Origin of the sequence: Cryobacterium sp. BB736, from assembly GCF_014980265.1 — a bacterium.
Taxonomy (GTDB): Bacteria; Actinomycetota; Actinomycetes; order Actinomycetales; family Microbacteriaceae; genus Terrimesophilobacter.
Window position 1 is genome coordinate 53270 of the sequence record NZ_JABXWQ010000002.1, and the last position, 21468, is coordinate 74737.

Below are 21468 nucleotides of genomic sequence, written 5' to 3' on the forward strand. Positions count from 1 at the left end.
GACACGAGGAGCACTCACGTGAAGTGTGTCCGGCAGAAGGGCGCAAGATGAAGCTAGTTCAAACGTTCAACGTATTCATGAAGCAGCGCGTTGACCTCAACGAATCACGTATTGATCGGCTCGACGGTCACGTAAGTGCAGTGCGTGACTTTCTCGCCGGAGGCGACGGGACTATAGCCGAGAGTTTCCTCGACCTTATCGCTCAGGGGTCGTATGCACACCGCACCATCATCAATCCGGTCTCCGCAGGGGACGGGTTCGATGCCGACGTGCTGCTCGAGTTGACAGAGGTCGACGGCTGGGGAGCCGATTCCTACGTTGAGGAGCTTTACAAGCGCTTCCGAGAGAGCGGCACCTACCGTGAAAAGGTCACCCGGCGTAGCCGCTGTGTGACGCTCAACTACTCCGGCGAGTTCCACATGGATGTCGTTCCCTACCTCGCACGGGCAGGCGAAAAATACATTACAAATCGCAACACCAACCAGTTCGAGCGGACCAACCCGGAAGGTTTCAACGACTGGCTTGACGAGCGAAACAGGATTACAAGCGGGCGCCTCGTAAAGGTCATCCGCCTCGCAAAGTTCCTCCGTGATCTCAAGAACACGTTTAGTGTCCCATCGGTTATCCTCACGATCCTTCTGGGCGAGCGAGTCAGTGATGCCGCACTTTGGGCGGACCCTGAGCGCTACAAAGATCTGCCAACCGCCCTAGTGAATCTCTTCGAGGACCTCGATGAGTACCTCCAGTCCAACGAGCTAATGCCGAACATCGACGACCCAAGCTGCGAGGGCGAAACCTTCAACCACCGTTGGGACCAAGACCTTTACGCCAATTTTCGCAACTGGATTCACACCTACACGCTGTGGATCCGCGAGGCGTACGACGATCCTGAACGCGAGGAAAGTTATGTGAAGTGGCGCAGGGTGTTCGGATCGGACTTCGGCACACACGCATCCGAGACTGCGATCAGCGCGTCGGCCGCCCACCGCCTCAGAAGCGACGTTACCGACACGAACGAGGACATCCACGCTCGTTGGGGGATCCCTGTGCGAATCAACCCTCAAGTCGGAGTGCGCGTGGTCGGCCGCGTTCGAGGGAACGGAATCCGTAGACCATATGACCTTCCTAGTCGCGGCAACGTTGTCGAAAGGCGACAAGGCGTTGACTTCAGGGTGGAGTCCTGCACCGTCCAAGAACCGTACGAGCTGTACTGGAAGGTGCGAAACACGGGAAAAGACGCGATGGACGCGAACCAGATTCGGGGACAAGTAGAGCGCGACCAAGGTTCGCTAACCCGCTACGAGACCACCAAGTACGTTGGTCGACATTACGTAGAGGTCTACGTTGTCAAGGAAGGTGTTTGCGTGGCACGAGATCGCCAGCCAGTGATCGTCAAGCGATAACTTCATCGGCCGGACTAGCTAAGCGTGGTCACCGCCGATATTTAAGACAAGTGTTCAAAGAAGCGGGTGAACGTGGTCGCATTACGCCCCGACTGTGTCCGCTACTTGGCGATGAGCGCTTGGCTTTTACCGACACGAGGTTTCCAGCAGATCTAACTCTTTGCGTAATCCCGAGGCATGCGACATAAGCGCACTTATCAGGCGGAACCTCACCACCAGCTTGCCGGGTTGAGCGGGCAGGCACGCTGGCCAAGGCCGGTCTCATCCTGGAGCAGTGAGCCAATCGGATCCCAGATCGCGCCGGTGCCTAGAAGTCGTCGAGGTGGGTCTGGAACGACGACGGCTCGGCAGGGGAGAAGCCGCTCTCCCGCAGGCACTCGTACTACTCGAGCTTGTGGTCGTACATGGCGCGAACGTCGTCGTCGGTCTGAGGCTCGGGCACCGGCGGAAGCGCACCCGCACACCATGCGATGCGTCCCGGTACTGGCTCATCCGTTGCTGAGCGTCCGGGCCAGTACCGATGTCGAAGAGGATCTCGCGACCCGAGCCGCCTTCGGCCTGCTGGAACGTGATGTCCCACTGTTCTTCGAGACAGTCAGCGACGAGCCGCTGGTAACCCTCGCGCGTCCAGCAGCACGCACCGTCTTTGGATGTTGAGGAGCTCCCGCGAGCGCCACGCATTGTCGATGCCCTCAGTTGTGGGGCTGCTGTGGCGCTGGCACGCGAGGATACGCTCTGACGATGCCCTACGAACCCCATATTCCCGAGGGCCAGCATCTCGGAAAGTCGCGCAGCGAGGAGGAAGCCGTTGTCGGCCACCTCTTCGACGATGAGACGAACGAACTCAAGGGCCACGCGACCTGGCGATGGGTCGATGAACCGGAAGAGTATTCCACCCACCGACCCGAGTACGAGGAGCCTGCCAGGCCGCTAACACCGGAAGAGATCGAGGCGCTTGTCGAATTCGTCGGCCTGGTCATCCTGGGCATCATCAAAGTGGTCGAGGTCACCGCGCCTGTCGTGAAGCGGGTCTGGGTCGGCAAGATTGCGCCAAGAGTGAAATCCGCGTTCGAGAGAGTCAAGAGCGTCCGCAAGCGGCAGAGCCCACAGATTGCGGTGCCTGAAACCACTATGTTCGTCGCAACGAGTCAAGGCCTGGTTGAGACGGTGACCCAGTCAAAGATTCGCATGAGTCGGGGCGAGTGGGAGCAGCGGCTGCGTGCAATGGTCGCGGCTGAAGAATTTCGGGACGAGCAGGCGCGTTTGCTTGCCAACGCGCTGATTACGGACTCGGCTGGCGCAGTTGGGGAGGCGCAGTCAGGCGAAGTCCTGGAACCGCGGGAGTTTGCCGCTCGGCTGACGGCGACGCTTGAGGCCAGGCCGGAGCTAATCACCCCTGAGGCCATGTCTGAGGTGCTCAGAGTCGTCCTCCCGAAGGAACTGCCTCAGGGGACGCCGGAGGCGCAGGCGCTAGAGCAGTAACGGTGTCCGTGTTCCTTTGCCCACTGCGACCATCCCCATGCTCACCGCACTCGATGCCCTGATGTCGACGGTGTTCGTGCGCTCGATGACGGACTAACAGGGTGCGGCTGGTCACCTTCGAGATCCACAGGGCGATTGATCCCGCGGGATACGACCCGATGATCCATCAGTTCCGAGACGCGTAGCCAGCTACGCTCCAGCGGCCCGCTCCGCCTCATCCCGGGACTTCTCGTACAGTCCCATCGCGACCAGCACTTTCACCAGCGGCCCGAGGCTGTCCATCTTCAAGAGTGCCTTGATGCCCTCGTTGTGTCCGATGCCGGAGGCGTAGATCATGTCCTCGAGTTCGCTCTCGATGGTGGGGGAGGTTTCGAAGTCGACCGGGGTGTTGGCCATCGCCTCCGCTTGGATCTTCTCGTTCTCGACCACGTGGCGCATGATCGTCTCGGTGACGGCGATGCCATCGACCTCACTGACGCCGGTGCTGGAGAAGAGCTCGTTGATCTTGTCGATCACCTCCTGAAGAAGCCCGTACTTCACCTCGCGGGGCTGACCGGAACCGGCTTCCGTGACGCCAGCCAGCTCGCCCGATGTGCCCGGCGCGAGCCCCAGGTTGCGCGCATCCAGTTTGCGGAGCCGGTAGTGGGTGAGCACGATCTCGTCCGTGTTGATCACCCGGGGGTCGGCGTCCTGACGTTCGATGACCCGCCGGTAGACCCGCAGGAAAATGGCCCACTTCTCGATATCTGTGTCACCGTAGTCGAGGATCTGCGAGAGGAAGTCGTACGCCCGCACGAACGCGTTGACCGTGCCGCGGAACTCCTCGAGGCGGCCGATCTCCAGGTCGTCGGATGCCTCGACCGCGTCGTTCCAGCGAGTCCAGAACACGTCTCTGGAGGCCTTGATGTGCGAGTAGAGCGCGTTGTGGCTGGTCTTGTTCAGCCAGGCATCCACCACCCCGTCTACATCGTAGGTGTCGATGATGTTCATGCTGCGCAGCTTGGACAGCATGGTGTGGATGATGTTGGGGTCTGACGGCTTCGTCAGCTCGGCATCCTCGTAGTAGGTCTGGAACGCGGTGAGGATCTCGTCGGGGTCGTTGACGAAGTCGAGGATGTAGGTGTTCTCCTTGCCGGGGATCACCCGGTTCAGACGCGAGAGAGTCTGCACGGCGGTGATGCCGGAGAGCTTCTTGTCGACGTACATGCCGACTAGGAGCGGCTGGTCGAAGCCGGTCTGGAACTTGTTGGCCACGATCATCACCTGGAACTCGTCACCGCCGAACGCGGCCTCCAACGACCGGCCCTTCAGGCCCGGGTTCATGCTCGTCTCGGTGTGCTCGTCCGGCCCGGATTCCGGGTCGACGATCGACCCGGAGAAGGCGACAAGCGCGCCCAGCTGATCGTCGAGCTTGTTGTCTTTCAGATACTTGTCGATCGCGACCTTGTACCGCACGGCCTCCTTGCGGGAGCCGGTGACGACCATCGCCTTTGCGCGACCACCGAGTTCGGTGCGCACGTTGGCACGGAAGTGCTCCACTATCACGGCCACCTTCTGGGCGATGTTTGTCGGATGCAGCCGCACCCACCGCATCAGTTCGGTGTTGGCCTTCGTGGTGTCAACCTCAACATCCGCACCGCCGTAGGAGTGGGCGATGGAGAGGGCGAGGTCGTAGGAGATGTAGTTCTTCAGCACGTCCAGGATGAAGCCCTCCTGGATGGCCTGCTTCATCGAGTATAGGTCGAACTCCGTCTTGACGCCCTGCTCGTTCTCGCGCCCGAAGAGCTCGACGGTCTTGCCCTTCGGTGTGGCGGTGAAGGCGAAGAACGACACCGTGCCGACGCCCACCTTGCGAGCCATCAGGTCGGCGAGTACATCCTCGGCGTCCACCGTCTGCTCATCACCGTCAGCGGCCTCATCCGTTGAATCGGTCAAAGCACCGGCCGTAAGCACCTGCTTGAGGGATGCCGCCGCCTCACCAGTCTGCGATGAATGGGCCTCATCGGCGATGACTGCATATTTGCGGCCGGCGAGCCCGGCGTTGCTCTCGATCTCGGTGAGCGCGTGCGGGAAGGTCTGCAGGGTCACGCCGATGATCTGCCGCCCTGCCAGCAGCGCCTTCGCGAGCTGCTTCGACTTGGATGCGTCGCCGCCCCGCGTGATGGGTTCGAACACGCCTGTGGTGGTCTCGAGTTGTTCGACAGCACGCTGCAGCTGACCGTCGAGCACCTGCCGGTCGGAGACGACGATGACCCCGTCGAACATCTTGGTGCCGTCGGGTTTGTGCAGTTGCGCCATCCGGTGCGCGGTCCAGGCGATGGAGTCGGTCTTGCCCGAGCCGGCAGAGTGCTGGACGAGATAGTTGTGTCCGGGGCCTTCGGCGAGTACGGCCTTCTCCAGCTTGGTGACGGCCCGCCACTGGTGGTAACGGGGGAACCGGAGCGAGCGGGTGTAGGTCTTCTTCCCGTCGATGGGGTCGGTCTTCTCCTCGAACCGATAGTGCAGGAATCGGCCGATGATGTCGAGCCAGGTGTCGCGGTCGAGTATCTGTTGCCAGAAGTATGCGGTGGGGCTGGTGCCGGGGATGGGCTCGTTGCCGGCACCGTTTTCCTTGCCGCGGTTGAAGGGCAGGAACCGGGTGTTGGAACCGTCAAGTTTGGTGGTCATGTGCACTTCTTCGTTGGTGACGACGAAATGCACAAGAGCGCCACGGCCGAACGAGAGCAGTGGCTCGCCCTCGGGGCGCCGGTCGGCGGCGTACTGTTTGAGCCCGGCCTGCAGGTTCTGGGTGAGATCGGTCTTGAGCTCGATGGTGGAGACGGGGATGCCGTTGACGAACAGTGCCAGGTCGAGCCGGTTGCCGTTCTTCGTCGAGTACTCGACCTGCCGCATCACCCGCAGCCGGTTCAACCCGAACCGCTCCACAGTTTTGGCGTTCAGCGTTGTGGCAGGGCGCGCTTGGAAGAGAGTGAACTTGGCGTTGAGCACACCGATGGGAGTTTTGAGTGCGCCCAGGGTGCCGCCGCCGTTCATGGTGTCGGTGGCAAGCACCTGCACAATGCGATCGAGGATCTGCTTGCGACCTTGCGCCTGAGACATCTCGGATGCGTCGGGTTTGACGATCTTCGCCAGTTGCTCCGGCTGCGTGGCCTGCAGCCAGCCGATGATGTCGTCCTCGAAAAGGCCGCGTTCTTTGTCGTAGCCGAGGTCGTCGGGGGAGTACTCCCACCCGTGCGCCGCCAGATGCTCACACAGCTCGGTCTCGAACGCGTCCTCATGATGAATTGCCACTAGCCCACCCCACTGTGTGCATGCTCACGTACGTCGATCTTCCCGGTCACCGCAGCCGAAATCAGCGCGGCCCGCCGCTCGCGCGACAAGGAGATCGCTTCGCGAGCGTCTGCGATGGCTGCATCGAGCTCTGCTGTCTCGGCAGCAACACGAGTTGCTATCTGTCGCTGCAATTCAAGAGACGGAAACCAGAGTCGCAGCTCCCGCAAGTCTGTCTGGGAAATTTTCTGCATTGACGCACTCGTCCCCTTTGAGGACGCTTCGATCTGACCCCTAGCTTCCCGGCTTCCGAGTGCGAGTACGACGTACGGCGCAGAAGCACGAGACGTGTCAACGCGCATCCGGTACAGGAGATCGGACAAGAGCAATTGCGGATAGTCCCTGTCGACCAAGGCGGCGCTGCCAACCAGCTCCCGCGTGTTGCCGCGAGAAACGAGGATGTCACCGCCTCGCACAGAAAACTCTGGACGGGGGTTTTCTTCTGGTGGGAGGGCCTTGTTCTCGTAGGGCAAGAAAGTACCTCCGTTCACACAGCCCACCTTGAGCACCCCCCAACCATTCCCCTCGGCCGACGTAGGTTCACAGTTCGGACTCCACCCTTGATCGAGATAGGTCACTATCCGACGCAAGGGAAGCAGCTTCGAATTGGCCACCTCTGAGGTTGTGCTGACGGCGTGGCTGATCGTCGCGGCACGCCGCTCGGTGAGCAGCCTGATGAGTTCTTCTTGGTCCGCGATGAAGGCGTCGATCTCCGCCGTCTCCCGATCCAAATACGCCGCGATTGCCTGTTGCTCAGTATGACTCGGGAGAGGCAGCCGGATCGCCTTCATTGCGGACCACCTGGTACTCCAAAGGTCCGCAACTATCCCGCTTCCGTAGCGATAAAACTCCTCTTGAAACGGGAAGCTCCTGAGGAGGAAGTGCGCAAATTTCGGATCGAGACCTCGCGCTGTCACAACGGTAGTGATCACGGACACGCTTCCGTCACGATCCACAAGGCCAGACGAACCTTTGCGGTCGGACCTGCTGTTGATAGCAATATCTCCCGCACGCACCAATTTCCGACCTTCGCCGTCACTGGTCTTCGCCACGTTCTCTAGTTGAGGCACCACACCTTCGCGCGTAACAGAAAGTGCAGGATAATCAGCGTCGCTGACCGTCTCTCGGCGCTCGGTGAAGAGCTTTCCGAGCGGTTCAACCGACCATTCGGCTGGAACTCCGCCGAGCCACTCGACACCGCTGTCCTTGTACTCCCGGTACGGCTTCAACTCCGTCACGCCTTCACCGCTTCGAGTCGGGTGCGAATGCGGCCGAGGACCGTTTCGAGGTCGGCGTCGATCTCTTCCAGTGACCGCGGCGGTACGTACTTGTAGAAGTGGCGGGTGAAGGGGATCTCGCACCCTTCCTTTGTCTTGGACTCGTCGATCCAGGCGTCCGGCGCGAACGGCTTCACCTCGCGCGCGAAGTACTCGTGGACGTTCTCTTTCCAGGGCACGTTCTCGGTGTCGCGCAAGCTCGGGTCCGGTTCCGGCTTGCCCTTCGCGCCCGTGATGATCGGAGCTTCCTCGTCACGCTCGGACAGTCCGGCAATGAACGCCTTCAACTGCGCTGCGTTTAGTGACACGCCCGCATCTGCCAGCAACGCGGTGACATGCTTGCGGAAGCCCATCGCATCCGTCGTCGGTTGGATCGGGGTGGTTTCGGCAAGCTCTACCAGCGGGGTCCAGTCGGCGTCGAGTTTCGCGAGGGCCTTCGCCTCGCGGGCGAAAGTGAGCCGCTCGGGCGTGAGCGCCCAGTTCAGCCGCATCGGGCGCTCGACTGTGATGGTGCGGTAGAAGAAATCCTCCACCGCGAACGTCTTCGACTGCTCCGCCTCCTCGAACTGCTCATACAGCTTCACGATGTCAGCGACGTTCTTTTCGCTGAGCTCGTTGCGCTTTGATCCCAAACCCTTGCGCATCTTGCGGGACAGCTTCGACCCGTCGATCAGCTGTACCTTGCCCTTGCGTTCCGCGCTCTTCTTGGTGGAGAGCACCCAGACGTAGGTGGCGATGCCGGTGTTGTAGAACATGTCTGTCGGCAGGGCGATGATCGCCTCCAGCAGGTCCCGCTCCAACACCCACTTCCGGATGTTCGACTCACCCGACCCCGCACCACCCGTGAACAGCGGGCTGCCGTTCAGCACGATAGCGGCCCGACCACCGCCGTCTTCCGCGGGCCGCATCTTGGCGATCAGGTGCAGCAGGAACAGCATCGATCCGTCCGAGACGCGGGGGAGACCGGGCCCGAACCTGCCCGCGTAGCCGCGCAGTGTGTGCTCCTCGGTGACGGCCTTCTGCTGCTTCTTCCAGTCCACCCCGAATGGCGGGTTCGACAGGCAGTAGGAGAAGGTCGCGCCAGCGTGTCCGTCGTTGAGGAGGGTGTCGCCGAACACGATCGCGTCCACCGACTGGCCCTTCACGGTCATGTCGGCCTTGCAGATCGCATATGACTGCGGGTTAATCTCCTGGCCCGCCAGCGTCAGCGTGGCTGACGGGTTGGCGCTGCGGATGTGGTCCTCCGCGACCGACAGCATTCCGCCGGTTCCTGCCGTCGGATCGTAGACCGAGCGCACCACGTTCGCTTTCGCCAACGTGTCCGATTCGGGTGCGAGCAAGATGTCGACCATCAGTTCGATGACATCGCGTGGCGTGAAGTGTTCACCGGCCGTCTCGTTGGAGGCCTCCGCGAACTTGCGGATCAACTCCTCGAAGATGTGCCCCATCTCCTCGTTCGGCACCTTCGCCGGCGACAAATCGACCTCGGCGAAGCGTTGGGTCACTAGGAAGAGCACGTTGTGCTCGTCGAGTTCGGCGATGCGGTCGGAGATCTTGTACTTGTCGAAGATGTCCTTCACGTTGTCGGAGAACCCGGTCACGTAGTCGAGGAGGTTCGCGGCCAGGTTCTCCGAGTCGCCAAGTGCCGTTTTCAGGTCAAACTTCGACTCGTTCCAGAACGAATACTGGTGACCGGCCTTGTTGCGCAGCAGGGACGCTCGAACGGGCATCCCGGCTGTTTTCGCCTGCTCGACTGCCGCGAACACGGCCTCCTTCGTGGGTGCGAGCACTGCATCCAAACGGCGAAGCACCGTGAACGGAAGGATGATGTCGCCGTACTGGTGGGCTTTGAAGCTGCCGCGCAGCAGATCAGCGATCGACCAGATGAAGGTGGCGTGGTTGTTGCTCAAGCTTGGGACTCCTCCTGCCGCGCATTGTTATGCGCAGGCAAGACGAGTTTGCCCGGTATTCGTCGCTCCTTGCTAATGCGCCGCGCGTGGCCACCCGCTGGACGGCCTGCTCTCGCTAATGTGGCGACATGCTCATCGCGGGAAGCTCAGTTGACTTGAACAACGCCATCACTTCGCTCGGGGCTCGTCGCTCCTTGTTTCACTCTGAGGCCGACTTCCAGTTCGCTCTGGCCTGGGAAGTGCAGAAGGCGGATAACGAAATCAGCGTCTATCTTGAGGCACCGATCGACGATTTCGAACGCCAGAAGCGCGAGCACCTCGATGTCCTGTTTGAGCGATCGGGGCACTTCACTGCGCTTGAGTTGAAGTACCTCACGCGGACTTGGAGCGGCGACATCCCACACCTCAACGGTGTTGGCCAGAGCTACGCCTTGAAGAACCACAGCGCCCACGACCACCGACGCTACGACGTTGTGAAGGACATCGTCAGAGTCGAGAAATTCGTCCAGTCACATCCGAACGCGAACGGGGCAGTCGTCGTACTCACCAATGACCCCGCCTACACCAAGCCATCTTCAGGCAGTACCGCCAATGATGCTGCGTTCCGGATCGGCCACGGGGATGTCCTTCATGGGCCGCGAGAGTGGGGACGGCTCCCAGCCAACAAGGAGCGGCAGAACGGTCTCAGGCTTGGCCAAAGCTATGAGATGAAATGGTCAGAATTCTCCACGCTCGGCGGTGAGCCTCTCCTGTGGCAACTGGTGGTCGAGGTGGCGGCGACACCCACAATTCCCAGGCTGTCCTAGCTGGCGCCATCCTTGACACGAACTTGCTGGAATGGGTCGGCGCGACTGGACAGCCTGACGGTCTGCCTGACCACTGCACCATTCGCGAAGATGACGACACGCTCGCGTTGCGGACAGCCGGGCCAGGTGCGCGGGGCGCGGATGTCCGGAAGTGCAGCGGATCGGGCGGCCGCGTGCGGAACCACCGTGAAAAATCGGGGTTTCTGGAGTAATCAGTATCTGGTTGCTTGTGGGAGGTTCGGACAATTCATTTGGCCCGCCAGCACAGGGATGTTTTCAGCCACTCAATGAAGCATTCCACGCGATAACCCTCCAAATTCCACAGGGAGCCTCAGTGCCCAATGATTCAGTGCATTCTGCGCGCCTCCGAGAAGCCGGGCAGGAGCACGCGAAGTCGAAGCCGAGTGAGTGTGCTGATGACCTTTCATTGCTCAAACCGTCGTCGCGATCGCCGGTGCATGGGCGAAAGGCCCGGCCCCCGCTCCGGGTGGATGGTCACTTGGAGCATCGATTGGCGTGATGCATTTGCCCCCCGCTAAGCGGGCATAGCAACGGGCGGGTCTTACGGTCGCAACCCTCCTCGAAACGTCCGCGCCTCCCTCCTCCAACCGCGATTCCCAGTCATGGTCCGTCAAACGGGCACGAAAACTGCCTCGCACGGTGAGGCTTTTGAAATCACGGTGCGTATCGCGTTGGCGGTTTCCCGGAACAGTCACGCTCATCAAAACCGCGATCCTTTCCGGGCAGTCCTCGCCGAAGAGTCGGGCGGTCTGGTACGGCTGCTCGGGGCCGATGAGGAGCGCCAGGTCATTCGTCAGCACATTCAGTGCACAATGCGGTCAGCTTCGCACCATGGCTTCAGCCTCGTCGGCCGCGCTGGGCGTCGTGGTGGCTTCCTGGGCAAGGATGTGTGCGAAATGGCGAGCCGCTGCCGCATAGTGAGGATCGTCCAAGAGGTTGGCAACGGCTGCCGCGATCTTGTCTGGCGTCGACTTTGCGCTCAGGCGTATGCCGGCGCCGTGCCGAAGAGCTCGCACCGTGTTGTCCTTTTGGTCGCGGCCCATCGGTATGCACACCAGCGGGACACCGGCCGCGAGAGCCTTGATCATCGTGCCGTGGCCGGCGTGAGTGATGACGACAGATGCCTCGGGAAGTATCCGGCTGTGCGGCGCCGCCTGAACGACATCGACATTGGGTGGCGCCTCGATTTCATCCGGATCTACCGCAGGGCCGGTTGTCATGAGCCCCCGGACAGGTAGCTGGCCCAGCGCCCGAGCTATGCGCCGGAGCAGGCCGACCTGGTGTTGAAAGATCGAACTGGTGGCGACGAGGACGAGCGGGTCGGTGCCCTGAGAATGCCACTCGGCGGTTGCCCAAGCAGGGTCGTCGAGCTGCGGCCCGACGTATCTGACATTGACTGGCAGTCGGGGAGCGACGAAGTCGAACGACGGACTGGTCATGACCAGGACCTTGGTGCATCGGTCGAACAACTCGAATACGTCGTGCAGCGGCGGCTGTCCGTAGCTTGCCACCACGGCGTTGAGCCGTGGCAGGGTGCGGCCTAGGAGCCACGAAACGGTCCTCGGGACCAGCGTGTCCCTCGTCCGGCGAAGCACCCCCGGACCTGGTGACCAGCCGGTCCCCATCAGGGGCAGGCCCGGCGTCGGCCGCAGGTAGGTCTGTGCAAGCAGAGCGGCGGTCGGAAGGCCGGTCGACTGGGCCCCGATCAGAATTCCCGGCAAGCCATCCGCCAGGACGGCATCCACAGGGAACTCGCGAATGGTCGCCACAACGTCACCGGCGAACCGCCTGGTCATTTCTTTCCCGGCGGCAAAGTCTTTGGCCGCCCGGAAGGCGCGCAGGGGGTTGCGCCCCTCCAACGCGGCGATCAGGGCCGTCTGCTCGGGTCGGGAGTTGACGTGGGGCGCATCCCTCCACGGGCTGAAAGCGCAACCAGCCGATCTGGCCGACGCTTCGATCGTCGGGTCGGCCAGTACGTGCACCTCATGGCCCCGCCGGACGAGCTCGGCGGCGAGACCGATGGCCGGCGGGACGGTCCCTCCGCCGTCGATCACCGCCAACAGGAACCGGGCACCGCCATGCCCCCGGTGTTCAGCCATCATCGGCCGGCACCCGCCAGATCAACGTGCGCCGCGCTGACCATCAGCATCTCGTCGACCATGACCATCTCCTCACTGATCGGCGTCGCGCAGCAAGTTGGTGCAGAACGCCAGCGGGCCTTCGTCGTCGCCCCACGTGAGATCATCCTCGGGTGCATGAACTGCAACAAGCTTGTCCGTTTGAGGATCGGCTTAAGACGCTGTCCCGGTGAGCGTTTCCCTTCGGGCAGGAGCATACTCCCGGCCACCGCGAGCGGAGCGGCCGGGCGAATCGACCCGACGGAGGCTACAGCCGCGCGTACTTCGCGCGGGCGAAGCAGTACACGCCGTATGCCATGAGTCCCAGGGCGACGACCGTGAGGATCACCGGGCCGAGCGGCAGTTCGACGAGGGTCTTTAGCGCGCCGTCGAGTCCGGTGGCTTCGCTGGGGTCGGAGGTGATCGCTGCGGCACAGACGAGGATGCCGACGACAGAGATCGCGACGCCCTTGGCGATGTATCCGATGCGACCGAGTGTTGTGATCGAGCGGCCGGTCTTGCCATCTGGGGCGGAGATGTCCTGCAGGAACTTCTTCTTCACACCCTTGACGATGAAGTACACACCAATGGCAAGCACGCCGAGGCCGAGGAGAACGACGAGGAACACACCACCGGGCGTAGAGAGCAGTGTCGCCGTGATGCCCTGCGTCTGGCCCAAGCTGTCGCTTCCGCTGCCCATGGCAACACTTGCCGCGGAGAACCCGATGGCGAGGTAGGCGATCGCCTTGCCGCCCTCCTTGGCACGGTCGGCCCAGGCATCCTTGTCGGTGCCGCGAACGAGGAATGCCTCGAGCACCTGGAACAGCCCGAGCGCGAACAGCCCGATGGCGACGACCCAGAGCACCAAGACACCGCCGGGGCTCGACGCGAGTCCGCTCAAGGCACCACCCTGATCGGCTTCCCCGCTGGAGCCGAACGCGACGCCGAGCGCGATTCCACCGATGAGCAGGTGGAGCAGTCCGTTGACCGCGAACCCGGTGCGGGCGGCGAACTGGAACGCGTGGTTGTCCTGCAGTCGTAACGCGGCAGAGCGAGCGGACGCCGCGGAGGAAGAAGAGTGAGACATGGTTTCACCCTAAGCCGGTCGCTGGGAACATCAGTGCCCCTTGCGCTCCCGGTCAACGATTGGTCTCGTTTGGTCAGTCAGTGCCGAGGAACGCAAGCGCAGCGTGCCGAAAGTCCTTCGACGTCGGCGCGTCCCCTGTGGCGCCACGTTTATGCACTTCGCAACAGCGTGGAATCCGTCAACCGAAACTACAAGCGTGCGCAATACGAGGACCTTCAGAACGCCAGCCGAGGCCACGTCCGAGGCAACACATTCACCTACGTAATCGCCTCCATCGCAGCCGTTTGCGAAACCTCCGCAAGCTCCTCGCATTCCTGAAAGAAAACCTTGCCGTCCGGCCGGTGAACTCTAAGAACTCCGACGTGCCCACGATCTTCTGGGAGCCCGAACCGCGCGCCGACGATGTCGAGCCGCCCATCCGCTGCTAAACCCCCACGAACAGCACATCAGCACGACAGCACTTCCCGGAAGCCCGGGAGAATTGGCGCGCCCGAATACTCTCGGGTGGGCCAATTTTTCGTTAACACGCGAGATTGCCATAGTCCGAACCGTGCGTTGCGCCGAAGTTCAGGCCCGTAGCGCGCGATCAAGGCCATGAAAAAGGCCGGCAACCAGATAATGCTCGCTGCCGGCCGAATTCTCTGAACAATTCTGCAGAATTGTCCGAAGCACTCCTTGTTGTGTCCGAAGGGGGACTTGAACCCCCACGCCCTATACGGGCACTAGCACCTCAAGCTAGCGCGTCTACCAATTCCGCCATCCGGACAGGATGTTATTCGGCTCTCACCGAGTGTCGAGAATAGCACGTTCGGCAGGCCCAGTTTTGCGCAACCGGTACCGTTGAGGCATGACCTCACCCTCGTCCCCAGAACTTGACGCCACCGCGATCATTGCTCGCGACCTCATCCGTTTCGACACCACCAACTACGGCGAGGGAAAGTCGAACGGCGAAGCGGATGCTGCCGAGTACCTGAACGTCAAGCTCACCGAGCTGGGCCTCCAGCCCGAGCTGTTCGAGAGCGCACCCGGCCGCGTCAGCCTGGTCGCGCGCGTCGAGGGCCGCGACAGCAGCAAGCCAGCGCTAGTCGTGCACGGGCACACGGATGTCGTCCCCGCCCAGGCGGAGGACTGGAGCGTCGACCCGTTCGAAGGGGTCATCAAGGACGGCATGCTCTGGGGCCGCGGCGCCGTGGACATGAAGAACATGGACGCGATGATCGTCACCGCGCTGCAGGACATCCTCGGCAGCGGCCAGCAGCCGGCCCGCGACCTCGTCATCGCGTTCTTCGCCGACGAGGAGGCCGGGGGAGAGTACGGCGCGCACTACCTGGTCGACACCCATCCGGAACTCTTCGCCGGCGCCACCGAAGCCATCAGCGAGGTCGGCGGCTACTCGGTCACCCTCAACGGCCAGCGCGCGTACCTGCTGCAGACGGGGGAGAAGTCGCTGGTCTGGATACGGCTCGTCGCGAAGGGGCGCGCCGCGCACGGCTCGCGCTACATCCGCGACAACGCGGTCACCCGCCTGGCCGAGGCGGTCGCCGCCATCGGACGCCGCGAGTGGCCGGTGCGGCTCACCGACACCACCAGCCAGCTCATCGCCGAGCTCGCACGCATCCTCGAGGTCGACCCGCAGACCGCGGGCCCTGATGACATCGTGCTCGCCACCGGCACCGCCGCCGGTTTCATCCAGGCGTCGCTGCGCACGACCACCAACCCGACGCTGCTCAGCGCCGGCTACAAGCACAACGTCATCCCGGAGACCGCGTCGGCCCTCATCGACATCCGCACCCTGCCCGGTGAGGAGGAGCAGGTGCTCGCGGAGGTGCGCGAACTCATCGGCGACGACATCGAGCTTCAGATCGTGACGCAGGATGTCGGCCTCGAGACGCCGTTCGACGGCCCGCTCGTCGACGAGATCACCCGGGTACTCGGCGAGCACGACCCGGGCGCGCCGGTGCTCCCGTACATGCTCTCCGGCGGCACCGACAACAAGGCGCTCAGCAAGCTCGGCATCACCGGCTACGGCTTCGCGCCGCTGCGCCTCCCGGCCGAGCTCGACTTCCCGGGCATGTTCCACGGCGTTGACGAGCGCGTCCCGCTCGACGCATTAGTCTTTGGCAGGCAGGTGCTCGCGCAGCTGCTGTTGGACTACTGATCGGAAGCGGCCTCACTTGGGCATCATCGACGCGCTCATCCTGGGCCTCGTACAGGGGCTGACCGAATTCCTGCCGATCTCCTCGAGCGCCCACCTGCGCATCGTCGGGGAGTTCCTCGGCAGCGGCGAAGATCCCGGCGCGGCGTTCACTGCCATCACGCAGCTCGGCACCGAGACCGCCGTGGTCGTATTCTTCTGGCGTGACATCACGCGCATCATCGGCCGCTGGTTCCGGTCTCTCACCGGCAGCGTCCCGCGCAAGGATCCGGATGCCCTCATGGGCTGGTACATCATCCTCGGCAGCATCCCGATCGTCATCCTCGGGCTGCTGTTCCAGGACCAGATCGAGACCACCCTCCGGTCGCTGTGGATCGTCGCGTTCACCCTCATCGGCTTCGGCATCATCCTCGGCATCGCCGACTGGCTGGGACGTAAGACCCTCACACTCGACAAACTCGGCTGGCGGCACGCGGTCATCTTCGGATTCGCGCAGGCGCTCGCCCTGATCCCCGGCGTCTCCCGCTCCGGCGGCACCATCACCGCCGGACTGATCATGGGCTACGACCGGCCATCCGCGGCGCGTTACTCGTTCCTGCTCGCTATCCCGGCAGTCTTCGGCAGCGGACTGTTCCAGCTGGTCAAGACTGCGACGAGCACGTGCGAGGGCGGTGTTGCTGCCGGATGCGCGCCAGAAGTGTTCACCGGGCTCGAGACGGCGGCCGCCACCGGCGTCGCGTTCGTGGTCGCGCTTGGAGTGATCGCGTTCTTCATGAACTACATCTCGAAGCGCTCGTTCCTCCCGTTCGTGCTCTACCGGGTGCTGCTCGGCGGGGCGATCATCGTGATGCTGTCGACGGGTGTGCTGCAGCCGTGAAGTCCTGGAACGAAGTCCCGGTGCCGACGCTGCCGGGCAACGCACCGCTGCCGCGGATGAGGGACTCGGCGACGGGTGCTCTCACGCCGCTTGAGGTCGACGGCGTCGCATCCGTCTACGTCTGCGGCATCACCCCCTACGACGCCACCCACCTGGGTCACGCCGCCACCTACCTGGCCTACGACACACTCGTGCGCGTGCTGCGCGACGCCGGCGCGCGGGTCGACTACGTGCAGAACACCACCGACGTCGACGACCCGCTGCTCGAACGGGCGACCGCCACCGGCGTCGACTGGCGCGAGCTCGCCGAGAGCCAGCTCGAGCTGTACCGCACCGACATGGAGGCGCTGCGCATCCTGCCGCCCACCCACTTCGTCGGCGTCGTCGAGTCGGTGGACCGGATCGCGGATGCCGTCGCCACGCTGCGTGAGCAGGGACTCGCCTACGAGGTGGAGAGCCCGGATGCCGCACCCGACCTCTACTTCGACATCGCCGCGGCCGCGGAGGTTTCGCCCTGGCACCTCGGGCAGGAGAGCGGGCTCGACCGGGAGACGATGCTGCAGCTATCGGCCGAGCGCGGGGGAGACCCGGACCGGCCGGGCAAGCGCGATGCGCTGGACCCGCTGCTCTGGCGTGCCGAACGCGACGGGGAGCCGGCCTGGGACTCCGCGGTCGGGCGCGGACGGCCCGGCTGGCACATCGAGTGTTCGGTCATCGGGCTCACCCACCTCACCTCGCCGATCACCCTCAACGGCGGGGGCTCTGACCTGCTGTTCCCGCACCACGAGTTCAGCGCCGCCCACTCTGCCGCGCTCACCGGCACCGACTGGGCGCGCGTCTACTCGCACGCCGGAATGGTCGGCTACCGCGGCGAGAAGATGAGCAAGTCGCTCGGCAACCTGGTATTCGTCTCGCGGCTGCGCGAGGCGGGAGTCGACCCTGCGGCGATCCGGCTCGCGCTGCTGGACGGGCACTACCGGTCCGAACGCGAGTGGACGGATGCCGTGCTCGAGCGGGCGCAGCAGCGGCTCGCCTCGTGGCGGGCGTGGGCGGCCGGCGCATCCGGGGAAGACGTATCGGTGCTCAAGAACATGCGCGAACTGCTCGCCGACGACCTGGACACGGCCGGAGTGCTCACGCTGCTCGACGCCGAGGTGGCGGCCGGTCGCACCCCGAGCCGCGTCACGGTCGAGGCGATCGACGCGCTCCTAGGCATCCGCCTCTCAACCGCTGGTTGAGGGATCGCGAAGCGATCGTCTCGAAACCAGCCCCAGCGTGAAGCTGGTTTCGAGACGATTGCGCTGCGCGTAATCCCTCAACCAGCGGAGGCCTCAGCTGGCGGTCGGGCCGGGCGGCGGCTTCCCCTCGCCACCGCGGCGGCGCAGGTACCGCTCGAACTCCTGCGCGATCGCCTCACCGCTCGCCTCGGGTGAGTCGACGGTGTCGCGCGCCTGCTCCAGCTGGTGGATGTAGGACGCCATGTCCTCGTCCTCGCTCGTCAGCTGGTCGATGCTGCGCTCCCACACCTGCGCCTCGTCCAGCAGCTCGCCGCGCGGAATCACCACGTCGATCAGCTCCTCGAGCCGGTCGATGAGCGCGAGCATAGCCTTCGGTGACGGCGTGTTGTGCACGTAGTGCGGCACGGATGCCCACACCGACACGGTCGGGACGCCCGCCGCCTCGGCGGCATCGGTGATGACCGTGAGCATGCCGACCGGTCCCTCGTACAGACTCCGCTCGATGCCCAGCTCTGCGCGCACCTCCGGGTTCTCACTGCTCGTGAACACCGAGATCGGCCGGGTGTGCGGTACGTCGGCGAGCATCGCCCCCAGGGTGATGACCGCCTCGATGTCGTTCTCGTCGATGATCGCGATCAGGTCCTCGGCGAAGCTCTTCCAGCTCCGCGACGGCTCTGTGCCGAGCAGGATGAAGACGTTGCCGGCGTTGTCGCCGCTCACGGACAGCCCGGCTTCCTCGACGATCGGCTTGCGCTGCGCCGGACGATCGGATGCCGGTCCGTAGACGATTACGCTCGGCCAGTCGAGACTGCGCGTCCCATCGTCGTTGGTGGAGATCGTGGGCCGGTTGAACTGGTAGTCGAAGTAGTACTCGCCGTCGATTTCCGCGACCGGCACCACCCCGAGCTGGTCCTTCAGCGTGCGAACGGCGCCGCTGGCGGCCTCGCCGGCGTCGTTCCAGCCCTCGAGCGCGACGACCAGCAGTCGTCCGCCGAGCACACCATCGTTCTTGACCACATTCACCTTACGAATCTGGAGCGCCGCTAGGGCGCTCACCTTTTGCCCTTCAAGGATAGGACCGCGAGTGGTAGAACGCGGTCAGTACACTTGACGCTCGTGACCTCACAGCTACCCGCGGCAGTCCTGCTCGACATGGACGGCACGCTCATCGACTCGGAACCCTACTGGATGACCGCAGAAACGGAGCTTGTGGAGTCATTCGGCGGCGTCTGGACGCACGAGGATGCGATGGGCCAGGTCGGCTCGGGACTGTTCGACAGCGCACACGTCTTCCAGGACAGGGGAGTGGACCTCCCTGCGGCCGAGATCATCGGTCGGCTGACCTCACGCGTCGTGGCCCAGCTCAGCGACAGCGTGCCGTGGCGTCCCGGCGCCCGTGAACTCGTCGCGGCCCTGGCCGAGGCCGCAGTGCCGACCGCGATCGTCACGATGTCCATGCGCACCATGGCCGACCCGATCGCCCGGCTGCTCGGCATCGACCATGTCGTCTCCGGCGATGATGTCGACAACGAGAAGCCGCATCCGGAGCCCTACCTGCGGGGTGCAGAGCTGCTCGGTGTCGCGGCGATCGACTGCGTCGCGATCGAGGACTCGCGTCCCGGACTCGCCTCCGCTGTCGCATCCGGAGCCGCCGTGATCGGCGTGCCAGCGCACATCCCGCTCGAGCCGAGCCCCGACTACACGCTGTGGCCGACCCTCGAGGGCAAGACCCTCGACGACATCGCCGCGGTGTTCAGCGCGCAGAGGCTCGCCTCGTGACCCGGCGTCAATCCGGCCCGTTCATCGTCGGCGACCGGGTGCAGCTCACCGGGCCGAAGGGCCGCCTGAACACCATCACCCTGCAGCCGGGCGGCGAGTTCCACTCGCACCGCGGGGTGCTCAAGCATGATGACGTGATCGGGCTCCCTGATGGCTCGGTCGTGACCAGCACCACAGGCGACGAGTATCTGACCCTGCGCCCGCTGCTGAACGACTTCGTCATGTCGATGCCCCGCGGCGCCGCGATTGTCTACCCGAAGGACTCGGCCCGCATCCTCAGCATCGGCGACATCTTCCCGGGCGCGACGGTGGTGGAGGCCGGGGTCGGCTCCGGCGCACTGTCGCTGTCCCTGCTGCGGGCGATCGGGCCCGAGGGTCGACTCATCTCCTATGAGCGCCGCGACGAGTTCGCGCGGGTTGCCCGCGCCAACGTCGAGAACTTCCTCGGCGAGGAGCCGGCCAACTGGAGCGTCGAACTGGGCGATCTGGCTGAGGAGCTCCCCAAGGTTGCGGCCGGATCCGTCGACCGGATCGTGCTCGACATGCTTGCCCCGTGGGACTGCCTCGAGGCGAGCGCGCACGCCCTCACCCCGGGCGGGGTGCTAGTCGCCTACATCGCGACAGTCACCCAGCTCTCTCGCGTCGCCGAGGCGATTCGCGCTACCGGCAACTTCACCGAGCCGGAGTCGTCCGAGACGATGGTGCGCGGATGGCACGTCGAAGGTCTCGCGGTGCGCCCCGATCACCGGATGGTCGCCCACACCGGCTTCCTGCTCACCGCCCGGCGGCTCGCCCCAGGCACAGTGCTGCCGCAGCGCGGGCGCAAGGCAAAGCCGGACTACGCCGACGAGGATGTCGAGCAGTGGACGCCCGGCGCCCTGGGGGAGCGGTCCGCGAGTGAGAAGCGTATCCGCAAGGCGGCGCGGCAGGCGGAATCGGAAGCGGCCAAGCGCCTCCCGGGTGAGAAAACTCACACCGAGCCTTCAGCCTAGAATTGTCCAAGCTGTGCCATCAACGAAACGAGGACTCGTGCGCAAGATCCCCGCGCTCCTTCTATCTGCAGGCGTGCTCGCAAGCCTTTCGGCCTGTGCCAACCCGTTCGCACCGGGATGCACGCCGACGCCTGCGGGAGACGCTTCGTCAGTGGTGACGGCCAGCGGGGACTTCGGCGACAAGCCCAGCGTCGACTTCCCGACCCCGATCTACACCGACAGCACCGAGCGCAGCGTCCTCGTCGAGGGCGACGGCGAGCCTGTGCGCGCCGGAGCGCCGGTCCGCATCCAGTTCACGATCGTCAACGGCGCCGACGGCGAGGTGCTCGGCCAGAGCAAGTTCGACGACCTGGGCCAGTTCGTCACGGTTGGAGCCGATTCGACCCTCGACGTCATCACCGACGGACTCGCCTGCACGAGCGTCGGCTCGCGCATCGCCATCGTCGGTTCAGCCAAGGACACCCACAACGGCGCAGCCGATCCGGCCAACGGCGTCGGCGCGAATGACTCCTTCGTCTACGTCATCGACCTGATCGAGGCGTGGCCCGCGAAGGCCAACGGCGGCCCGCAGCTTCCGCAGAACGGCCTGCCGGCGGTGGTCCTCGCGCCGAACGGCGCTCCCGGCGTGACGGTTCCGAATGAGGAGCCGCCGACCGACCTGAAGGTGGCCGAGCTGCAGAAGGCGGATGGCGAGACGGTCAAGGCCGGCGACGCGGTGCTCATGAAGTACACCGGTGTGCTCTGGTCCGACGGCGGCGTCTTCGATTCCACTTGGGAAGAGGGACAGGCGGTCGTCCGCGAGCTCAAGGAGGGCGGCGGACTGCCCTCCGGCGTGGTCGAGGGGCTGACCGGCAAGACGGTGGGCTCGCAGATCCTCATCGTCGCACCGCCGGAGCACGCCTACGGCGACCAGGGCGCGCTGGGCATCCCGTCGGGGTCAACCCTCGTCTACGTGGTTGATATTCTGGGCATAGTCGACCTGTAGAGCTTCACA

The 21468-nt window shown here is 64.1% G+C and carries 15 protein-coding genes and 1 tRNA gene; 9 read left to right on the forward strand and 7 right to left on the reverse strand.

What is annotated here, in order from left to right:
- Positions 1-47 precede the first annotated feature (47 nt).
- Positions 48-1403: a cyclic GMP-AMP synthase DncV-like nucleotidyltransferase gene (locus IRG63_RS06705; RefSeq protein ID WP_193509618.1), complete on the forward strand. Its 1356-nt coding sequence runs from the start codon at positions 48-50 to the stop codon at positions 1401-1403.
- A gap of 741 nt (positions 1404-2144) precedes the next feature.
- Positions 2145-2885 (forward strand): hypothetical protein, encoded by a 741-nt coding sequence (locus IRG63_RS06710; protein WP_193509619.1) that lies wholly within the window; start codon positions 2145-2147, stop codon positions 2883-2885.
- A gap of 189 nt (positions 2886-3074) precedes the next feature.
- Here the strand turns inward: IRG63_RS06710 and IRG63_RS06715 are convergent, their stop codons facing one another.
- From IRG63_RS06715 to IRG63_RS06725, 3 genes are read right to left on the reverse strand one after another with little or no spacing between them, the layout of a single operon-like run.
- A complete protein-coding gene (locus IRG63_RS06715) occupies positions 3075-6176 on the reverse strand; it encodes a type I restriction endonuclease (protein ID WP_193509620.1) in 3102 nt (1033 codons plus the stop codon).
- Entirely contained in the window at positions 6176-7453 is a 1278-nt protein-coding gene (locus tag IRG63_RS06720; protein ID WP_193509621.1) for a hypothetical protein, read from the reverse strand. The genes IRG63_RS06715 and IRG63_RS06720 overlap by 1 nt, the downstream gene beginning before the upstream one ends.
- A complete protein-coding gene (locus IRG63_RS06725) occupies positions 7450-9402 on the reverse strand; it encodes a class I SAM-dependent DNA methyltransferase (protein WP_193509622.1) in 1953 nt (650 codons plus the stop codon). Before IRG63_RS06725 ends, IRG63_RS06720 begins: the two co-directional genes overlap by 4 nt.
- 128 nt (positions 9403-9530) lie before the next feature.
- On the opposite strand from IRG63_RS06725, the gene IRG63_RS06730 reads away from it, so the two are divergent.
- Positions 9531-10208 (forward strand): hypothetical protein, encoded by a 678-nt coding sequence (locus tag IRG63_RS06730; protein ID WP_193509624.1) that lies wholly within the window; start codon positions 9531-9533, stop codon positions 10206-10208.
- An 839-nt stretch (positions 10209-11047) separates the two neighbouring features.
- Here the strand turns inward: IRG63_RS06730 and IRG63_RS06735 are convergent.
- The 3 genes from IRG63_RS06735 to IRG63_RS06745 all read right to left on the reverse strand — a co-directional run bounded on the left by IRG63_RS06735 (position 11048) and on the right by IRG63_RS06745 (position 14199).
- Positions 11048-12331 (reverse strand): glycosyltransferase, encoded by a 1284-nt coding sequence (locus IRG63_RS06735; protein WP_227411905.1) that lies wholly within the window; start codon positions 12329-12331, stop codon positions 11048-11050.
- Positions 12332-12614: 283 nt separating this feature from the next.
- Positions 12615-13433 carry a DUF1206 domain-containing protein gene (locus tag IRG63_RS06740; RefSeq protein ID WP_193509626.1) on the reverse strand — a complete coding sequence of 273 codons (819 nt, stop codon included), beginning with the start codon at positions 13431-13433 and terminating at the stop codon, positions 12615-12617.
- A 681-nt stretch (positions 13434-14114) separates the two neighbouring features.
- Positions 14115-14199: transfer RNA gene (locus tag IRG63_RS06745), tRNA-Leu, on the reverse strand.
- Positions 14200-14280: 81 nt separating this feature from the next.
- On the opposite strand from IRG63_RS06745, the gene IRG63_RS06750 reads away from it, so the two are divergent.
- Genes IRG63_RS06750 through mshC form a run of 3 tightly spaced genes read left to right on the forward strand, consistent with a single transcriptional unit; the run spans position 14281 to position 17703 of the window.
- Positions 14281-15591, forward strand: a complete 1311-nt coding sequence (locus IRG63_RS06750; RefSeq protein WP_193509627.1) for a M20/M25/M40 family metallo-hydrolase — start codon at positions 14281-14283, stop codon at positions 15589-15591.
- A gap of 16 nt (positions 15592-15607) precedes the next feature.
- The gene (locus IRG63_RS06755) at positions 15608-16465 is read left to right on the forward strand and encodes an undecaprenyl-diphosphate phosphatase (protein WP_193509629.1); all 858 of its coding nucleotides are present in this window, start codon (positions 15608-15610) and stop codon (positions 16463-16465) included.
- The gene (gene mshC / locus IRG63_RS06760; RefSeq protein ID WP_193509630.1) at positions 16462-17703 is read left to right on the forward strand and encodes a cysteine--1-D-myo-inosityl 2-amino-2-deoxy-alpha-D-glucopyranoside ligase; all 1242 of its coding nucleotides are present in this window, start codon (positions 16462-16464) and stop codon (positions 17701-17703) included. Before IRG63_RS06755 ends, mshC begins: the two co-directional genes overlap by 4 nt.
- Before the next feature lie 93 nt (positions 17704-17796).
- On the opposite strand, the gene IRG63_RS06765 is transcribed toward mshC, so the two are convergent.
- Positions 17797-18720 (reverse strand): PAC2 family protein, encoded by a 924-nt coding sequence (locus IRG63_RS06765; protein ID WP_193509792.1) that lies wholly within the window; start codon positions 18718-18720, stop codon positions 17797-17799.
- A 99-nt stretch (positions 18721-18819) separates the two neighbouring features.
- On the opposite strand from IRG63_RS06765, the gene IRG63_RS06770 reads away from it, so the two are divergent.
- The 3 genes from IRG63_RS06770 (at position 18820) to IRG63_RS14060 (ending at position 21459) form a co-directional block, all read left to right on the forward strand.
- Positions 18820-19482, forward strand: coding sequence for an HAD family phosphatase (locus IRG63_RS06770; protein WP_193509631.1), 663 nt, complete (start codon positions 18820-18822; stop codon positions 19480-19482).
- The gene (locus tag IRG63_RS06775; protein ID WP_193509632.1) at positions 19479-20474 is read left to right on the forward strand and encodes a tRNA (adenine-N1)-methyltransferase; all 996 of its coding nucleotides are present in this window, start codon (positions 19479-19481) and stop codon (positions 20472-20474) included. Before IRG63_RS06770 ends, IRG63_RS06775 begins: the two co-directional genes overlap by 4 nt.
- Positions 20475-20625: 151 nt before the next feature.
- Positions 20626-21459, forward strand: coding sequence for an FKBP-type peptidyl-prolyl cis-trans isomerase (locus tag IRG63_RS14060; RefSeq protein ID WP_193509633.1), 834 nt, complete (start codon positions 20626-20628; stop codon positions 21457-21459).
- The last annotated feature ends 9 nt before the right edge of the window (positions 21460-21468 follow it).